We start from the raw sequence: 16,533 nt of genomic DNA on the forward strand, positions 1-16,533 counted from the left end.
AAGAGGCCGATCCGTTCGGCAATGACGCCTGCGTCATTATCAACTGTTACCCAACTGTTACTAGGCAAAATGTCACGTTACGCACCTCCGCATCGCGGTGTTCGCCCCGGCTTCTGCGGGACTGTCTGGCCCTCGCGCGCGCCGGGTCGCGCGGTGGCTTCCGCAGGTGCGCAACCGGACGCAGTTCTCGCGTGCGGCGCGGCGGCCTCGTCCTGCGGCCAGCCCTTGGTCAACACCAGGGCGACGTTGGCGCACAGCAGCATGCAAAGCAGCCATGCGCAAAGCAGTTGCAGCCAGCCCAGCCACCAGCGGCCCGCCGGCACGGCCTTGGGTTCGAAGGACAAGGACAGGGGCGCGTTCAATTTCATGGCAATGCTTTCAATACACGGGCCAGCCGGGACAGGCCGACGCCGGCGGAACTCTTGGCCAGCACCCAGTCGCCCGGCTGCAGCAGCCCTCCGAGCGCGGTCGACAGGTCGGATACATCGACGAACCAGTGCGACCGGACCTTGGTGCGGATGCGCGCGTGCAGCGCACGCATGAGCGGGCCGCACAGCAGCACGCGGTCGGGCTGCGATGCGAGCAGTTCCGGCTCAAGGTCGAGGTGGTGCCGCTGCGCGGCCGGACCGAGCTCCTGCATGTCGCCAAGAATCGCCACGCGCCGCGCCGGCTCGCAGGGCGCCTGCGACAACAGTTCAAGCGCGGCACGCATCGAGCTCGGGTTGGCGTCGTAGGTCTCGTCGATCAGCTTGAAGCTGCCGCCGCCGATGTGGATGGTGTGCAGCGCGCCACGCCCGCCCGGCGGCTCGAAGCGCGCGAAGGGCTCCACCGCGGCAGACAGCTTCAGGCGCATTGCCTGCAACGCGGCCAGCGCGGCCACGGCGCTGGCGCCCATGTGCCGCCCCGGCGCATTGAGGCGAAGCTGGAATGGCTCGCCGAGCACCAGGGCCTGCACTTCGCCATGATCGAACGCGAGCAGCCGCACATCGGCGTCCCTGTGCTCGCCATAGGTCAGGATCTGGAGCTGCTGCGCCATGGCGGCCTCGGCAAAGGCCGCAAACTCGGGAAGGTCGCGGTTCAGAACGGCGCTGTCGCCCGGCGCCATGTCCTCGAAGATGCGGCTGTCCTGGCGCGCGGCGGCCTCCGAGGGGCCGCGATGTTTCTGCGAAGCGGATGAAAGCCCCGTCACCACCATCACCATCGGCCGCACCAGTTGCGTCGACGCGAGGATGTGCGGCGAGCCCATCTCCAACACCCAGTAGGCCGCGTGCCGCGGCATGCAGGTCAGGTTCCAGGCAAGGCCCGAGGGAAGGCTGACGTTGCCCTCGGGCCGTCCGACTTCGCCCCACACGGCCAGGGTCTCGGCCAGCATCGCGGCCACGGTGCTGCTGCCGGCGCCACTGCCCAGCACGCCGCAGACACGCCCGCCAAACTCGGTGCGCGCATGCGCGCCCAGTGCCAGCACGGCCTGCTGCACGTTGGCAACCTGGAGCACGGGCACCCGCTTGTCCAGATGCGGTGCGGCATCGGCGCACAGCACGGCGGCCGCGGGCTGCAACACGCCCTTGAGCGCCACGGCGGCCAGCGGCGCCTTGGCGGGCCGCGTCTGGTGCTCGAACACCACCCGCCCTTTGCGCAGGAAGGAGCGTTGCGCGACGCCGCCGGCGCGCCAGCCGTCGTCGGGCCTGACCACCCATTCGCCGCCGGTCACGCGCGCCATTTCGCTCGCGGTCCAGACAGCGCCGTCGTCTTTCACGCTGCCGGCACCGGGCAAGGCCCGCCGCTCCAGCAGATAGCGGTGGTAGGCCACGAAGCCGGACACATACTGGGCCACGTCGTCGATGCGCACGCGGAACGCGTGATGCCGGATGAAGAACGCGCCGGCGATGGTGGATGGCCGCCTGAAGTACATCGCCATCTCGGGCCAGAAGAAGCCGTTCTGCAGGTAGTGGGCGCGGTATTCGAGCGCGCGGTAGAACTTCTCGGTGTCGAGCTCGTCGAGCAGGTGCCGCATCGCGGGCATGGCCTCGAGCCGCTGGAGCATCTGCTGTGCCGCCAGCATGAGTTCGAGCAGCGTCGGAAAGGTGGTCTTGCGGTCGAGCACGAAGTCCAGGTACCCGGCAACGTTCTGCAGGCCGAAGCGAAAGTACTTTTCCTGCGGGCTCCAGCGCGTGAGTTCGTTGACGCAGCAGCTCAGCCAATGGTCGTGCACCTGCCAGTGCTGGCTCGCAATGAAATGGTCGAAGGCCTTCTCGACCAGCGCCAGCCATCTGGCATCGCGCGTGAGGTCGTACAGGCGCATGAGGCCGTAGGCCGCCTGGCCGTCGTGGCAGACAGCGTGCGAGGCGGCCTGCTTCAGCTGCAGGTCGGCGGCATGAAGCACGTGGTTGAAACGGCCCGTGGCCGTGTCCTGCAGCCATGCGATGCCCAGCGCCAGGTTTTCCAGCAACGGCAACCAGTCGCGTGTGCCCATCGCCTCGCAATACTTCACCAGCGCGAGCACGCAGGCGGCATTGCCGCCCAGCTTGATCTCTTCGCCGGTATCGATGAGGAAGGCGAGCTGGGTGCCGTCCGCGAGCCTGTAGTGGCGTATGAACGAATTCGCGAGGTGGTCGAGCGCGTGGTCGATGGCCGCACGCAGCTTGTCGTCCCGCGTGAGCTCCCACGCCTCGATCATGGTGTGGAGCGCGCCCGCGTGGCGCGACGCGTCATAGGTGGGAATGCGGCGGTCGAAGCACGGAAAGTAGCCGTACGCAAACAACCCGTCGCCCTGCACCTGGCGCGCAAGATAAGCCGAGCCGCTGCGCACGAGTTCGAGCACCGACTGCGAATTGAGCGCCGGCGCCTGGCGCCGGCCCGCATCGAGCCCCGTGCCGACGAGCTTGTGCACGACGCCGTCCGATTGGCAGAAGACACCTGCGGTCGCAAGCAGGTAGACCGGCTGGTCCGCCGGCAAGTCGAGCCGGGGCGCACGTGCGAAGCGCGCCTGGCCGTAGACCTCGAAGTTGCGCGCGTTGACCACGGCGTGCGCAATGGTCGAGTCGCCGCACAGCATCGCGTTGGCGTTGAGTTCCTGCTCGGTGAACGCGGTCTCGAAGCTCTTGTCGAAAGCCAGGCCAAGGCGAAAGTAGTTGCGCTTGACGGCGGCAAGCTGCGCCTTGAACTGCGCCCAATCCATCGGGCTTGCGCCCTCGACCCAGTCGATGCGCAGCCATGGCGAGACCAGGCCGTATTCGCGCACCCGGCGCTCCACGGCCTCGGCGCCTTCGCGCCAGGCCGTTTCGAATTCGGCCGCACGCGCGTGCACCACGTGCGCGCGCTGCGATCCATCGCTCACCGAGAAGAAAAGCGTGAAGGCCGGATATGGCGCAGGAAGCGCCGCACACACCGAGACCAGGCGCTCGTGGCAGGCCTGGAGCTGGTCGGAGAAGGACATCATTCGGCCCCGATCGAATACGGGAGCCCGGCCGCGGCCGTCATCTGCTCTCGCTTTGACGTCGCGGACCGGAAGCTCCCCTCGAAGGCATCGCGGTTCTCCGGATCAGCGGTAGCTGAATTCGGCTCTGCGATTGAGCTGATAGCCCTCCTCGGTGGGTTGGGGGGATGCGGGTTTTTCCATGCCCCAGCTGACGGCCTCGATGCGCTCGCCCGGCACGCCAAGCTGCGTGAGCGCACGCTGCACCGATTCGGCACGGCGTTGGGCCAGCGCGAGGTTGTATTCGCGGCCACCGCGCGAGTCGGTGTGGCCTTCGATCATCACCTTGCTCGCGGGACGGTTCCGGAGAATGTTCGCGTGCGCTTCCACCACGTTGCGGTCCTGCGGCCTGATGTCGTACTTGTCGAAATTGAAGTACACGATCTTCGGCGCGTCGACGTTGTCGGCCGGCGGCGCGGGCGGACGCGGCTCCACCTTCGCGACCGGAGTGCCCTTGTTCGAGTAGTAGTAGGTCGCGTCTTCGCGCCCGCTCTTGATCGCCGTTCCGCAGGCGGCAAGGCTTGCCGCGAGCGCGACGACGGTCAATATCCGATAGCTGCTGCTGTTGTTCATATCCAAATCCTTTCAGGGGACAGGCCGACACCGGCCTGTCCCTGGTGCTGCCGTTCTTCTTCTCCTCTGCTGCCCTTTTTGTTGCTTAGCCCAGCAGGCCGTGCAGGATGTTCGTCACGGGGGTGAGAACGTTGCCGGTCCCTGCGGCCTGATCGACCAGGCTCGTGATCGGGGTCACCACGTCGGTCACGATCGGCGCCGCTTCCGCCACGGTGTCGAGCACGCCGTGAACCGTTTCAATCGCCGGAGTGAGCGTCGGGGTTGCGCCAGCCAGGATGTCGGTCACCGGTTCGGCCACCTCGGACACGGCGGAGACCACGGGTTCCAGAACCTCGCCGACAGTGCCTGCGGTGTCGAGCACCGGATCCAGGATGTTGGCCACCGGGTTGCTGCCCCCCAGGGCGCCGCCGAGCAAGCCGTCGCTGCCAAGCAGGCTGCCGACCAGGCCGTCGTCACCGAGAAGGTCACCGCCGAGGAGGTCACCGCCAAGCAGGTCGCCACCCAGGAGATCGCCGCCGAGCAGGTTGCCAACGAGGCCATCCTCGCCGAGCACGCCACCCAGCAGGTCACCGCCAAGCAGGTCACCACCCAGGAGATCGCCACCGAGCAGGTTGCCAACGAGGCCGTCTTCACCAAGCACGCCGCCCAGCAGGTCACCGCCAAGCAAGTCGCCACCCAGGAGATCGCCGCCGAGCAGGTTGCCGACGAGGCCATCTTCGCCAAGCACGCCGCCAAGCAGGTCGCCACCCAGGAGATCGCCACCGAGCAGATTGCCAACGAGGCCATCCTCACCAAGCACGCCGCCCAGCAGGTCACCGCCAAGCAAGTCACCGCCCAGGAGATCGCCACCGAGCAGATTGCCAACGAGGCCATCCTCACCAAGCACGCCGCCCAGCAGGTCACCGCCAAGCAAGTCGCCACCCAGGAGATCGCCGCCGAGCAGGCCACCGACAACGCCGTCTTCGCCCACCAGGCCACCAAGCAACCCGTCGCCGCCGAGCACCCCGCCCAACACGCCGCCGTCACCCAGCAGGTTGTCGACCAGACCGTCGTCGCCGAGAACACCGCCGAGGAGGCCGTCGCTGGCAAGGAGGCTGCCGACCGCGCCGTCGCTGCCAAGCAAGCCGTCTGCGCCGAGCAGGCCGCCGGCGAGGCCTTCGTCGCCGAGCACACCGCCCAGCAAGCCTTCGTCGCCCAGCACACCGCCGGTCAGACCACCGAGCAGGCCGTCTTCGCCGCCGAGCAGGCCACCCAGCGGGCCGTCTTCAATCAGGCCGCCCACCACGCCATTCGCGCCGAGCAGGTTGTCCACCACGCCGTCCTGGCCCAGCAAGCTGCCCGTGAGGCCTTCGCTGCCCAGCAGGCCGGCGGCCGTGCCTTCTCCGCCAAGCAGGCCACCGACCAGGCCGTCGCCGACGAGCAGGCCGCCCACCGGGCTGTCGCCGCTGAGCAAGCCGCCCAGCAGGCCGTCTTCACCCAACGGGCCGCCGAGCAGGCCGCCCAGGGCGCCGCCATCGCCCAGCAGGCCGCCGACGAGGCCTTCGTCGCTCAGCACGTTGCCAAGCAGGCCGCCGATGGCGCTGTCTTCGCCGATGAGGTTGCCCACGGCGCCGTCGTCGGCGAGGAGCCCGCCCACCAGGCCGTCTTCGCTCATCAGGGTACTCACAAGGCTGTCCTCGCCGAGCACGCCTTCGACCAGGTCGCCGACCACGCCGCCATCGCCGACGAGGCCGTCAACAACGCCGTCCACACCGAGCGCAGTGGTCACGCCGCTCAGGATGCCGTCGTCGCCTACGAGGTTGTCGATGCCGTTCTGAAGCGCGTCCGTGAGGTGGTCGACCTGGCCGACCAGCGCGCCGGTAGCACCGTCGCCCAGGAGGGCGTCGACGATCGGGCTCGCGGCGCCGCCCACGCTGTCGACGATGGTTTCGGCAGCATCGTCCACCGGATCGAACTGGTTCGGATCGTCCCGCGTGAAATGTTCGCCGAGGACCGGGGAGACCAGGTCATCGACCAGGTCGGTGGTGCTGTCGACGACGCCCGGCACCGGGGTGAGCGAACCGCCGAGGCCCAGGTTGTCGTCGGTCGAGCCCACCACGCCGCCCGTGAGGACATCGCCCGGATCGAGCAGGTGATCGCCGTCTGCGTCTGCGTCTGCATCGGCATCAGCATCAGCATCAGCATCAGCGTCAGCGTCAGCGTCAGCGTCAGCGTCAGCGTCGGCGTCGGCGTCGGCGTCGGCGTCGGCATCAGCGTCAGCGTCAGCATCAGCGTCAGCGTCAGCGTCAGCATCGGCATCAGCGTCAGCGTCAGCATCGGCATCGGCATCGGCATCGGCATCGGCATCGGCATCGGCATCAGCGTCAGCATCGGCATCGGCATCAGCGTCAGCATCGGCATCGGCATCGGCATCGGCATCGGCATCAGCATCAGCGTCAGCATCGGCGTCAGCGTCAGCGTCAGCATCGGCGTCAGCGTCAGCGTCAGCGTCAGCATCGGCGTCAGCGTCAGCGTCAGCGTCAGCATCGGCGTCAGCGTCAGCGTCAGCGTCAGCGTCAGCATCGGCATCCCCGTCATCACCACTGCCAAGAAGGAACGGCACCGTTCCACCGTCGCCACCACCGCCGCCGCCCAGGGCAGCGCCAAGCCCGGCGGCACCCAGTGCGCCGAGCGCGAATTCGCCCAGGCCGAGGCCGCTGCCGGCCGCGACCTTCTTGGTGACGGCCAGTGCGGCTGCCTCGGCATCGCTGTCCAGTGGGGTCACTTGCAGGTCGCCCGAGGCGACGTCGACGTTGACTTGTTCAAGGCCGCCGGGCAGCTTGGTCGAACCGATGGTGGCATCGGTGCCGCCGGTGAAGACGCCGGCCAGCGGCGCCTTGTTGCTGGCCGAGCCGGGAAAGAGAACGTTGGCCTGTCCGCCTTCGGGAACGATCACGCGGTCGCCCGCCATCAATGTCTGGTTGCCGTCCACAGGAATGCGGACACCGTCCCGCATCACCGCCACGCCCGGCGTAGCATTGGACAATGTGCCTACGCCGGCGGGCGCCGTCGTGGCAACCGCGGCAGCAGGTGCCGGCGAGCCGAGCATGGTGGGCGCCCCCAGCGGTGTGCTGGTGGCTTGAGCGATGACCACAGGAGCGACGCCACTGGCGGCAAATCCTTCGGTCGATGGGGTCGGTGCTTGTGGTGCGTTCATGACAGCCTCTGTGACAAAAGATGCATGTACAGGGGCAACTAGCGTGCCGATTCGTTACCGCGCTTCGATATCGGCCCAGCCAATGACGCAAGCTATTGATTCATATAGATATTTATTTAAAACGGGGCGTGCTTGCCGGCGCTGAAAAAGCCTCCGGAACGAGTCTTTTGGCACTTCGTTACGTAACGATGTAACGTCTCGCTACCGGAACATCGGCCTCCATTTCTCTCTTCTTCATACAGATATGTTCAACCCCTCCCAGGAAGACGTGCGCCGCTTCTTTTGCGATGTGTACGCCAAGCACCGCCAGGGCTTGCCGATGGAAGCGCTCGAGACAATTGCCGCGGGATGGATCGACGAGCACCCCGAATACCACGACGACCTGGCCGATGCCGATGCGGCGGTGGCACGCGTGTACGACGGCTCGAACGGCCGGGAGAATCCGTTTCTCCACCTGTCCATGCATCTGTCGATCAGCGAGCAATGCTCGATCGACCAGCCGCGCGGCATCCGCCAGGCCGTGGAGCTGCTGGCGGCCCGCCGCGGTTCGCTGCTCGACGCGCATCACGAGGCCATGGAGTGCCTGGGCCAGATGATGTGGGAGAGCCAGCGCGCCGGCCGGCCGCCCGACGGCAACGGCTACGTGGCCTGCGTGCAGCGACGGGCAACAAAAGACTAGGCGCATCCGCAGGGCTGGATCGCTACTCCTGCGGCTTTCTCCTGGGCTGCGAAGGCGGCGCGCCCTGCTGCTTGGCACCTTCGCGGAGCAGCGCGGCCATGGCCACACGCAAGGCCGAGGGCTCTGCATCGCTGCGCAGCAGCAGGCCTACGGGTTCGTCGGTGCCGGCGGTTTCGATGCGCAGCCGGACCAGGCGTTCGTCCGCCAGTTCGCCGCGGGCGGCGCCAAGCGGCGTGATCCAGACCGCGTCGGACACCGCGAGCAGGCCGCGCGCCACCGCCACGTCGAGCGTCTGCAGCGCGTTGGCCGGAAGCACCAGGCCGCGCGCCGACAAAAAGCTTTCCGTGTTGTGGCGCGGGATGGTGCCCTCGCCGTACACCACCAGCGGATAGTCGAGCACCGCCTGCACCGACACCGTTCGGGTGGACCGGGCCACCAGCGGATGGCCGGCGCGCACGGCAAACACCAGCGGCTCGGTGTAGAGCAACTCGAAGCTCAGGCCGCCCATGAGCCGCGGATCGCTGATGCGGCCGACCACCATGTCGAGCTCTCCGGCGCGCAGCTCATCGAGCAGCACCGGGTTGGCCGCGCTCTTCACCACCACCTGCACCGAAGGCCAATGCTCGCGAAAGCGCGCGAGCGCCATGGGGAGCAGGGCCGGCCCCACGCTCGGCAGCGCGCCGATGCGCAGCCGCTCGATGCGCTGGCCCGAGGCCGGCGCCACCGCCTCTGCGCTGGCGTCGAGCGCCTCGAGCACGCGCAGGGCATGGGCCAGCAGTTGCTCGCCGGCCGGCGCGAGCCCCTGCACGCCGCGCCGCCCGGCCTTGCTGCGTTCGACCAAGCGCGCGCCGACGATGGCCTCGAGCTCGGAGAGGGTCTTGGAGACCGCCGGCTGGCTCAGCGAAAGCCGCTCGGCGGCGCGCGCCAGATGGCGCTCCTGCGCCACCGCGACCAGGCAGCGCAGGTGCCGTAGCTGCACGCTGCGCACGAAGTCCTGGCGAATATCGGCGGAGGTTTTCAATTACCTTTGGTTATTCAAAACAGATCAATCTTCAATTTACATCATCGGACCGGACTTCTAAAGTTCAGCTTCCAAAACTCGATTCGTTCCACGACAGGAGACAACGCATGTTGGACAAGATCAAGGCACCCCCCGCCGTCCTCACCCCGCGCGACTGGCAAGCCCACCCTTCTTACGTCTATCCCGGCTACAAGTCGACCGTGAAGCGCGGGCCGCAGAAGCCCCTGGTTCCGCTGAAGGCCTCGCTGGGTGAATTGCAGCAGCCGGTCTACGGCCACGACAGCATCGGCGCGCTAGACCACGACTTGACGCGCAACGCACGCAAGAACGGCGAGCCGCTGGGCGAACGCATGATCCTCACCGGCCAGGTGCTCGACGAGCGCCGCCGCCCGGTGGCCAACACGCTGGTGGAGCTCTGGCAGGCCAACGCTGCAGGCCGCTACGTGCACAAGGTCGACCAGCACGACGCGCCGCTCGACCCCAACTTTCTGGGCGCAGGCCGCTGCCTGACCGACAGCGAGGGCCGCTACCGCTTCCTCACCATCAAGCCCGGCGCCTACCCGTGGGGCAACCACCCGAACGCCTGGCGTCCGCAGCACATTCACCTGTCGCTTTTCGGCCAGAGCTTTGCGAGCCGCCTGGTCACGCAGATGTATTTCCCCGGCGATCCGCTGATGCAGTACGACCCCATGATCACCGGCACGCCCGAGCGCTACCGCAACCGGCTGATCGCCGATTTCAGCCTCGACATCACCGAGGAAGGCTACGCACTGGGCTACCAGTTCGACATCGTGCTGCGCGGCGCCGACGAAACGCCGTTCGAGAACCGTTGAAAAAATGAAACTCTCCCCCAAGCTCCGCGCACTTCGTGTCGCTTCGCCAACCCCCTCGCCGGGGGCAACACCAGCGGCCCGGCAAAGCCGGTTCCGCGGTGTTCCTGGCCTTGGCTGCGTTGGTGCGGGCGTCGCGCGCGGCGCGGTCGCTTGCCGGAAAACTTAAAGGAACTCCCATGTCACTGATGACCGCACAGGAAGCCGACTTCGGCCAGACCCCCTCCCAGACGGTGGGCCCCTACTTCGCCTACGGCCTTACGGCCACGCAATACGGCTACGACTTCAACCAGCCTTTCGACGCGGTCGTGGCGCTGGACGCCGCCGCGGGCGAGCGCATCCGGCTCGAGGGCCGCGTGATCGACGGCGATGGCAATCCCATCGGCGATGCGCTGGTCGAAATCAGCCAGGCCGACGGCGAAAGCCGCTATCCGCAGACGCCGGCCGAGGCCCGCGAGATCGGCTTTCGCGCCTTCGGACGCGCGGGCACGGGCACCGATCCGCAGAACCGCTTCGTCTTCCACACCGTGAAGCCGGGCGCAGAAACGCCGGGCGAAGCCCCGCATATCAACGTGATCGTGCTGATGCGCGGGCTCTTGCTGCATGCGTTCACGCGCGTGTATTTCAGCGACGAGGCCGAAGCCAACGCCAAGGACGCCGTGCTGGCCAGCGTGCCGGCCGAGCGCCGCCACACGCTGGTTGCCGAGCGCGTGGAACAAGGCGGCGCGGTGAGCTACCGCTTCGACATCCGCATGCAGGGCACGGACGAAACGGTGTTCTTCGACGTCTGACCGGCATCGCCCGGACGCAAAAAAGCCCGCTTCACGCGGGCTTTTTCATGGGAGCGGGGAATGGCGCTGCGCGGGCTGCGCCTACCGCCGTTTGTGTTTGTTACTGCGCGCCGTGGTGGAGGCGCGAGTCCGGCACCGTCTTGAGTTCGCCGGGCAGCGAGCTGATGTAGCTGGCGAGCGTCTTGAGTTCGGCGGTGGTGAACTTCTTGGGCTCGACCTGCTGCGCCATGACCGCATTGGAACGGCCCAGGTGCGGGTTGTTCTTGACACGGTACGACTTGAGCGCCACGAAGAGGTAGTCGGCATGCTGGCCGGCCAGCTTGGGCACCGTGCCGTCGTTCGGCGTGTTGAAGTTGGCGCCGTGGCACTTGGTGCAGCTGTTGTCCTTGTCGCGCGCCACCAGGGCCTGCACGTTCTCAGGCATGGGCTTGGCCAGCGCGGCCGGCGGCGCCTCGCCTTCCTTCTGGCCCAGTTGGCTGTAATAGGCGGCCAGGTTGGCGATGTCCTCTTCCTTGAGGGTGTCGGCAATGGCGCGCATGGTGGGGTGCTTGCGGTCGCCGTTCTTGTAGGCGGTGAGTGCGGCAGCGATGTAGCTGGCGCTCTGGCCGGCAATCATCGGCACCTTGTGGATTTCCGGAAAGCTGGCCTGGTAGCCGATGATGCCGTGGCAGCCCACGCACATCGCGACCTGCTTGGCGCCCTTCTGGGCATCGCCCTTGGCTTGCTGGGCTTGCGCCGAGACCGTCACGCAAGCGACAGCGAAGGCAAACATCGTGGTCAACAACTTGTTCATTTTGCGCGCACAATCTCGTGGAGATACAGTTTTTCGAATCAACATTCGATTATATGCAAGGGTCCTCCGGGAACCCCCGCCGGCCGCCCAAAGGCCGCGCAAAGCGAATCGAGTGTGTTCTTTTCTCCACCCGGCCTCCTCCACCTGCTTGCGTTCCACTCATGAAATTCAAGGGCTCAGACAACTACGTCGCCACTCAGGACCTGATGCTGGCGGTCAATGCCGCCATCACGCTCAAACGCCCGCTGCTCGTCAAGGGCGAACCTGGCACGGGCAAGACCATGCTGGCGGAAGAAGTGGCCGGGTCGCTCGGCCTGCCGCTCCTGCAGTGGCACATCAAGTCGACCACCAAGGCGCAGCAGGGCCTGTATGAATACGACGCCGTGAGCCGCCTGCGCGACTCGCAGCTCAAGGACGTGGACGGCGGCGAGCGCGTCAGGGACATCCAGAACTACATCGTCAAGGGCGTGCTCTGGCAGGCCTTCACGGCCGACCAGCCGGTGGCGCTGCTCATCGACGAGATCGACAAGGCCGACATCGAGTTTCCGAACGACCTGCTGCGCGAAATCGACCGCATGGAGTTCTATTGCTACGAGACGCGTGAGCTTATCCGCGCCAAGCACCGGCCGGTGGTGTTCATCACCTCCAACAACGAGAAGGAACTGCCCGACGCCTTCCTGCGCCGCTGCTTCTTCCACTACATCAAGTTTCCCGATGCCGAGACGATGAAGAACATCGTGGCAGTGCACTTCCCCGGCCTGAAGCAGGAGCTGCTCACGTCCGCAATGAAGACCTTCTACGACGTGCGCAACCTGCCCGGCCTGAAGAAGAAGCCTTCCACCTCCGAGCTGCTCGACTGGCTCAAGCTGCTGGTGGCCGAAGACATTCCCATTGAGGCCCTGCAGAGCAAGGACGACAAGGTTGCCGTGCCGCCGCTGGTGGGCGCGCTGCTCAAGAACGAACAAGACGTGACGCTGTTCGAGAAGCTCGTCTTCATGCAGCGGAACAACCGATGAGTCCCCGCCCGGCCGCTCCGAAGGGGACTCGCACCGCAGTGCGAAGCACGGAGGTTTCCTTGTGAGCCAGCCACAAGCGCCGCATCCGGTCGGCCAACTGCTCAAACTGGGCGTGGCGCAGGCCGTGCTGTTCGTGGCCGGTGCGCTGCTTGGCCGCTGGATCGGGCTCCAGCTGGGGCTGGATGCCTTCGGGCCCAACGGTTACGGCAACCGCGAGATCTTCGGCATCCTGCTGATCGGCGTGGGCGGTGGCGGCGGCGTGCAATTGGCCCGGGCCTGGTACGACCGCAAGTACGGCAAGCCAAGAGACTGAAAAACAATCGCGAGAGGTGTTGAAAAGATGGCGTTCGTCGAACCTGTCACGCTGAAGGCCCGCGACCTGGCGCTGGTGCCGCTTTCGCTCGATCATGAAGAGGGCCTTCGCGCTGCCGCGGCCGACGGCGAACTCTGGAAGCTGCGCATCACCTCGGTGCCGGAGCCGCACGAAACCCGCGCCTACATCGAAACCGCCCTGCAGGGCCGCGAAGCCGGCCACCGCTTTGCGTTTGCCGTGACCGAGGCCGAAAGCGGCACCGTGCTCGGCAGCACCAGCTTTCACGACATCCTGCCGGCGGTCGGGCGCGTGGAGGTCGGCTACACCTGGTATGCCAAACGGTGCCAGCGCACGCACGTCAACACCACCTGCAAGCTGCTCATGCTGACGCACGCCTTCGATACCCTCGGCTGCAACGTGGTGGGCTGGCGCACCGACAATTTCAACTTCGCTTCGCAGCAAGCCATCGAGCGGCTCGGCGCAAGAAAAGACGGCGTCATTCGCGGCCATGCCATGCGCCGCGACGGCACCATCCGCGACACCGTGATGTACAGCCTGCGCTCGGGCGAGTGGCCCGAGGTCAAGGCCCAGTTGCTCTACCTGCTCGACAAGCCGCGAAGCTGAAGAGAAGCCCTAGGAAAGCCCGACCATGCTGATCGATTTCTTCTACACGCTGCGCTCGGCCAAGCTGCCGGTCTCGGTCAAGGAATACCTCACGCTGCTCGAGGCGCTGCAGGCCGACGTGGTGGGGCCCAACTCCGACGGCGCCTTCGGCCTGGACGACTTCTACTATCTCTCGCGCACCGCGCTGGTCAAGGACGAGAAGCACTACGACAAGTTCGACCGCGCCTTTGCCGCCTACTTCAAGGGCGTGGAGATGCTGGCCGACTTCACCAAGGAAGTGCCGCTCGACTGGCTGCGCAAGACGCTGGAGCGCGAGTTCACGGCCGAAGAAAAAGCCAAGATCGAGAAGATGGGCTGGGACGAGCTCATGGAAACGCTCAAGAAGCGCTTCGAGGAACAGAAGGAACGCCACGAGGGCGGCAGCAAGTGGATCGGCACCGGCGGCACCTCGCCCTTCGGCCACGGCGGCTACAACCCGCAGGGCGTGCGCATCGGCGGCGCTGGCAAGAACAAGAGCGCCGTGAAGGTGTGGGACCAGCGCGCCTACAAGGACTACGACGACAGCCAGGAGCTGGGCACGCGCAACATCAAGGTGGCGCTGCGGCGGCTGCGCAAGTTTGCGCGCGAAGGCCACGAAGAAGAGCTGGACCTGGACGACACCATCCACTCGACCGCGGCCAATGCCGGCTACCTCGACATCAAGATGCGGCCCGAGCGCCACAACAACGTCAAGGTGCTGCTGCTGATGGACGTGGGCGGCACCATGGACGAGCACATCCAGCGCGTGGAAGAACTGTTCTCGGCCGTGAAGACCGAGTTCAAGCACCTGGAGTTCTATTACTTCCACAACTGCGTGTACGACTTCATGTGGAAGAACAACAAGCGCCGCTTCTCCGAGAAGTTCGCGACCTGGGACATCCTGCGCAAGTACAACAAGGACTACAAGCTCATCTTCGTCGGCGACGCGACCATGAGCCCCTACGAGATCCTGCAGCCCGGCGGCAGCGTGGAATACAACAATGAGGAAGCCGGCGCCGAGTGGGTCCAGCGCCTCACGCACGCCTTTCCCAAGTTCGCCTGGATCAATCCCGAGCCGCAGGGCGTGTGGCAATACCGCCAGAGCATTGCCGTGATGCAGCAACTCATGTCCAACCGCATGTACCCGCTCACGCTGCGGGGCCTCGAAGACGCGATGCGAATGCTTTCGAAGTAAGGCGGCGTGCGGCATGCGCCTCTCTGTTTCCGGATGCTTCCGGAGCCGGCGCGCCTTGCTGTCAAAATCCGCCCATGTTCAGGGTGGTCCCAGTCTTTGCGCCGGCGTGGTTGCCGGCTTTGCTTTTTTTCGGCGTCCTGCTTCTGCAAGGATGCAGCCTGCTGCCGAAAAAAGAAGCCGCCACGGACACCACCGCCCCGGCCCTGGTGCGCAGCGGCGACACCGCCGCCGATGAAACCGGCAAGGACGGCGACAGGGGCCCACGGCGCGCTGCATTCACCGTCGACGTGCGCGGGCCCGACAACGTGCGCGAATACCTCGCGCTGCATCTGGACATCCAGCGCTACCGCGAGCTCGACGACCTGGGCGCCACCGAGATCTCGCGGCTCATGGTGGCGGCGGAAACCAACGCCCGCGAGCTGCTCGGCACGCTGGGCTACTTCACGCCCACGCTGACACTCGAACTCAACGAAACACCGGCCAGCACCAAGGCCCCGCGCGAGATCGTCATCACGGTGGAACCCGGCGAGCTCACCCGCGTGAGCAACGTGCAGCTCAGCTTCGGCGGCGCAATTGCAGACGACCCCACTGCCGAGGCCCAGCGCGATTCGATCCGCACCGCCTGGGCGCTGCGGCCCGGCCTGCCCTTCACGCAGCAGGGCTGGGACAACGCCAAGACCACCGCCTTGCGCAGCCTCACGGCCAAGCGCTTTCCCACCGGCAGCATCGAGGTGAGCCGCGCCGAGGTCGATGCCGACCGGCAGGAGGCCCGGCTCAGCGCCACCTATCAGTCGGGCCCCGCCTACCGCTTCGGTCCGCTGGTACTGCGCGGCACCGATCGCTACGACGCCGACGGCGCGCGCCGCATCGCGCAGCTCCCCACCGGCACCGACTACGACCAGCAGAAGCTGCTCGATGCCCAGCAGCGCCTGGCCAGCAGCGGCTACTACGACTCGGTGTTTCTCACGCTCGACACCGAGAGCGGCACGCCGCTGGCGGCGCCCGTGATCGCCCAGCTGCGCGAAGCCCCGATGCAGAAGGTGGTGCTGGGCGCCGGCTTCACCACCGACAGCGGGCCGCGCCTGTCCGTCGACCACATTCACAACCGGCTGCCGCTGCTCGGCTGGCGCGCCGTCTCGCGCCTGTCGGTCGACAGCGACGTCAAGTCGCTCTCGACCGAATGGAATGCCATTCCCGACGATCGGGGATGGCGCTGGTTCGCGGGCGCCGGGCTCAAGAGCGAAACCTCGGGCAGCTACGTGGTCGACAGCGGCCGCGTGCGCAGCGGCCGCAGCAAGTCGAGCGGTCACATCGACCGCAGCTACTTCCTGCAATACGACTACGCGCAGAACCGCGGCACCAACGCCCCGCCCTCGGCTTCCGCGGTCACGGCCAACTGGGGCTGGACCGGCCGCTATTTCGACGACAACGCGGTGCCCACGCGCGGCTTCGGCCTCGCGCTCGAGCTGGCCGCGGGCTATACGCTGACCGGCGAGCAGTTGCCCTTCACGCGCACCTATGCACGCTGGCTCGGCGTGCTGCCGGTGGGCTTCGCACAGGACCGGGACGCCGCCACGCTGGCGCGCCGCAGCCGCCTCCAGCTGCGGGCCGAAGCCGGCGCGGTGTCCGCCAAGGACAGCGCGCAGATCCCCTCCACGCTGATGTTCCTGACCGGCGGGGACACGACGGTGCGCGGCTACAGCTACCGCCAGATCGGCACCGTGCGCGACGACGGCCAGATCGTGGCGGGCCGCTACCTCGGCGTCGTGAGCGTCGAATGGCAGCGGCCCTTCGTCTACAAAGACAAGCTCACCGAGTGGGAGAGCGTGGTGTTCGTCGACGCCGGCGCCGTGGCCGACAAGCCCGGCGAACTCAAGCCCAAGGTCGGTGTCGGCGTGGGTGCGCGCTGGCGCAGCCCGGTGGGGCCGGTACAGGCCGATCTTGCCTATGGCGTGGACACGAAGAAGTTCCGCCTTCACTTCCGCCTCGGCTTCACCTTCTGACTCCAT

At 66.8% G+C, this 16,533-nt stretch carries 14 protein-coding genes; 8 read left to right on the forward strand and 6 right to left on the reverse strand.

Translation table 11 applies throughout. The features are described 5' to 3' along the window. Window positions 1-77 precede the first annotated feature (77 nt). The 4 genes from ACJ7Z0_RS12335 to ACJ7Z0_RS12350 all read right to left on the reverse strand — a co-directional run bounded on the left by ACJ7Z0_RS12335 (window position 78) and on the right by ACJ7Z0_RS12350 (window position 7,244). Window positions 78-368 (reverse strand): hypothetical protein, encoded by a 291-nt coding sequence (locus tag ACJ7Z0_RS12335; protein WP_434790079.1) that lies wholly within the window; start codon window positions 366-368, stop codon window positions 78-80. After that, entirely contained in the window at window positions 365-3,439 is a 3,075-nt protein-coding gene (locus tag ACJ7Z0_RS12340; protein WP_434790080.1) for a glutamate ligase domain-containing protein, read from the reverse strand. Before ACJ7Z0_RS12340 ends, ACJ7Z0_RS12335 begins: the two co-directional genes overlap by 4 nt. A 102-nt stretch (window positions 3,440-3,541) precedes the next feature. Then, complete coding sequence (locus tag ACJ7Z0_RS12345) at window positions 3,542-4,048, reverse strand: OmpA family protein (RefSeq protein WP_431127678.1); 507 nt, start codon at window positions 4,046-4,048, stop codon at window positions 3,542-3,544. 85 nt (window positions 4,049-4,133) lie between these two features. Beyond that, complete coding sequence (locus tag ACJ7Z0_RS12350; RefSeq protein WP_434790081.1) at window positions 4,134-7,244, reverse strand: hypothetical protein; 3,111 nt, start codon at window positions 7,242-7,244, stop codon at window positions 4,134-4,136. Window positions 7,245-7,488: 244 nt separating this feature from the next. Between ACJ7Z0_RS12350 and ACJ7Z0_RS12355 the strand changes: the two genes are divergently transcribed. After that, window positions 7,489-7,923: a DUF1841 family protein gene (locus tag ACJ7Z0_RS12355; RefSeq protein ID WP_434790082.1), complete on the forward strand. Its 435-nt coding sequence runs from the start codon at window positions 7,489-7,491 to the stop codon at window positions 7,921-7,923. A gap of 22 nt (window positions 7,924-7,945) precedes the next feature. Here the strand turns inward: ACJ7Z0_RS12355 and ACJ7Z0_RS12360 are convergent, their stop codons facing one another. After that, window positions 7,946-8,944, reverse strand: coding sequence for a LysR substrate-binding domain-containing protein (locus ACJ7Z0_RS12360; RefSeq protein ID WP_434790083.1), 999 nt, complete (start codon window positions 8,942-8,944; stop codon window positions 7,946-7,948). A gap of 107 nt (window positions 8,945-9,051) precedes the next feature. Here ACJ7Z0_RS12360 and pcaH point away from each other — a divergent pair, with 107 nt between their 5' ends. Both pcaH and pcaG read left to right on the forward strand, forming a co-directional pair. Next, window positions 9,052-9,777 carry a protocatechuate 3,4-dioxygenase subunit beta gene (pcaH, locus tag ACJ7Z0_RS12365; RefSeq protein ID WP_434790084.1) on the forward strand — a complete coding sequence of 242 codons (726 nt, stop codon included), beginning with the start codon at window positions 9,052-9,054 and terminating at the stop codon, window positions 9,775-9,777. Window positions 9,778-9,953: 176 nt separating this feature from the next. After that, the gene (gene pcaG / locus ACJ7Z0_RS12370; RefSeq protein WP_434790085.1) at window positions 9,954-10,565 is read left to right on the forward strand and encodes a protocatechuate 3,4-dioxygenase subunit alpha; all 612 of its coding nucleotides are present in this window, start codon (window positions 9,954-9,956) and stop codon (window positions 10,563-10,565) included. A 100-nt stretch (window positions 10,566-10,665) separates the two neighbouring features. On the opposite strand, the gene ACJ7Z0_RS12375 is transcribed toward pcaG, so the two are convergent. Further along, the gene (locus ACJ7Z0_RS12375; RefSeq protein WP_431127662.1) at window positions 10,666-11,358 is read right to left on the reverse strand and encodes a c-type cytochrome; all 693 of its coding nucleotides are present in this window, start codon (window positions 11,356-11,358) and stop codon (window positions 10,666-10,668) included. A gap of 161 nt (window positions 11,359-11,519) precedes the next feature. Here ACJ7Z0_RS12375 and ACJ7Z0_RS12380 point away from each other — a divergent pair, with 161 nt between their 5' ends. From ACJ7Z0_RS12380 to ACJ7Z0_RS12400, 5 genes are all read left to right on the forward strand, one after another. Beyond that, entirely contained in the window at window positions 11,520-12,374 is an 855-nt protein-coding gene (locus ACJ7Z0_RS12380; RefSeq protein WP_431127659.1) for an AAA family ATPase, read from the forward strand. 61 nt (window positions 12,375-12,435) lie between these two features. Then, entirely contained in the window at window positions 12,436-12,687 is a 252-nt protein-coding gene (locus ACJ7Z0_RS12385) for a hypothetical protein (RefSeq protein WP_434790086.1), read from the forward strand. Window positions 12,688-12,714: 27 nt separating this feature from the next. Further along, complete coding sequence (locus ACJ7Z0_RS12390) at window positions 12,715-13,311, forward strand: GNAT family N-acetyltransferase (RefSeq protein ID WP_434790087.1); 597 nt, start codon at window positions 12,715-12,717, stop codon at window positions 13,309-13,311. Between the two features lie 25 nt (window positions 13,312-13,336). Further along, window positions 13,337-14,524, forward strand: coding sequence for a vWA domain-containing protein (locus tag ACJ7Z0_RS12395; protein WP_093016778.1), 1,188 nt, complete (start codon window positions 13,337-13,339; stop codon window positions 14,522-14,524). Between the two features lie 74 nt (window positions 14,525-14,598). Further along, window positions 14,599-16,527, forward strand: coding sequence for an autotransporter assembly complex protein TamA (locus ACJ7Z0_RS12400; protein ID WP_434790088.1), 1,929 nt, complete (start codon window positions 14,599-14,601; stop codon window positions 16,525-16,527). The last annotated feature ends 6 nt before the right edge of the window (window positions 16,528-16,533 follow it).

Origin of the sequence: Variovorax palleresanus (assembly GCF_051144945.1) — a bacterium.
Classification (GTDB): domain Bacteria; phylum Pseudomonadota; class Gammaproteobacteria; order Burkholderiales; family Burkholderiaceae_C; genus Variovorax; species Variovorax paradoxus_S.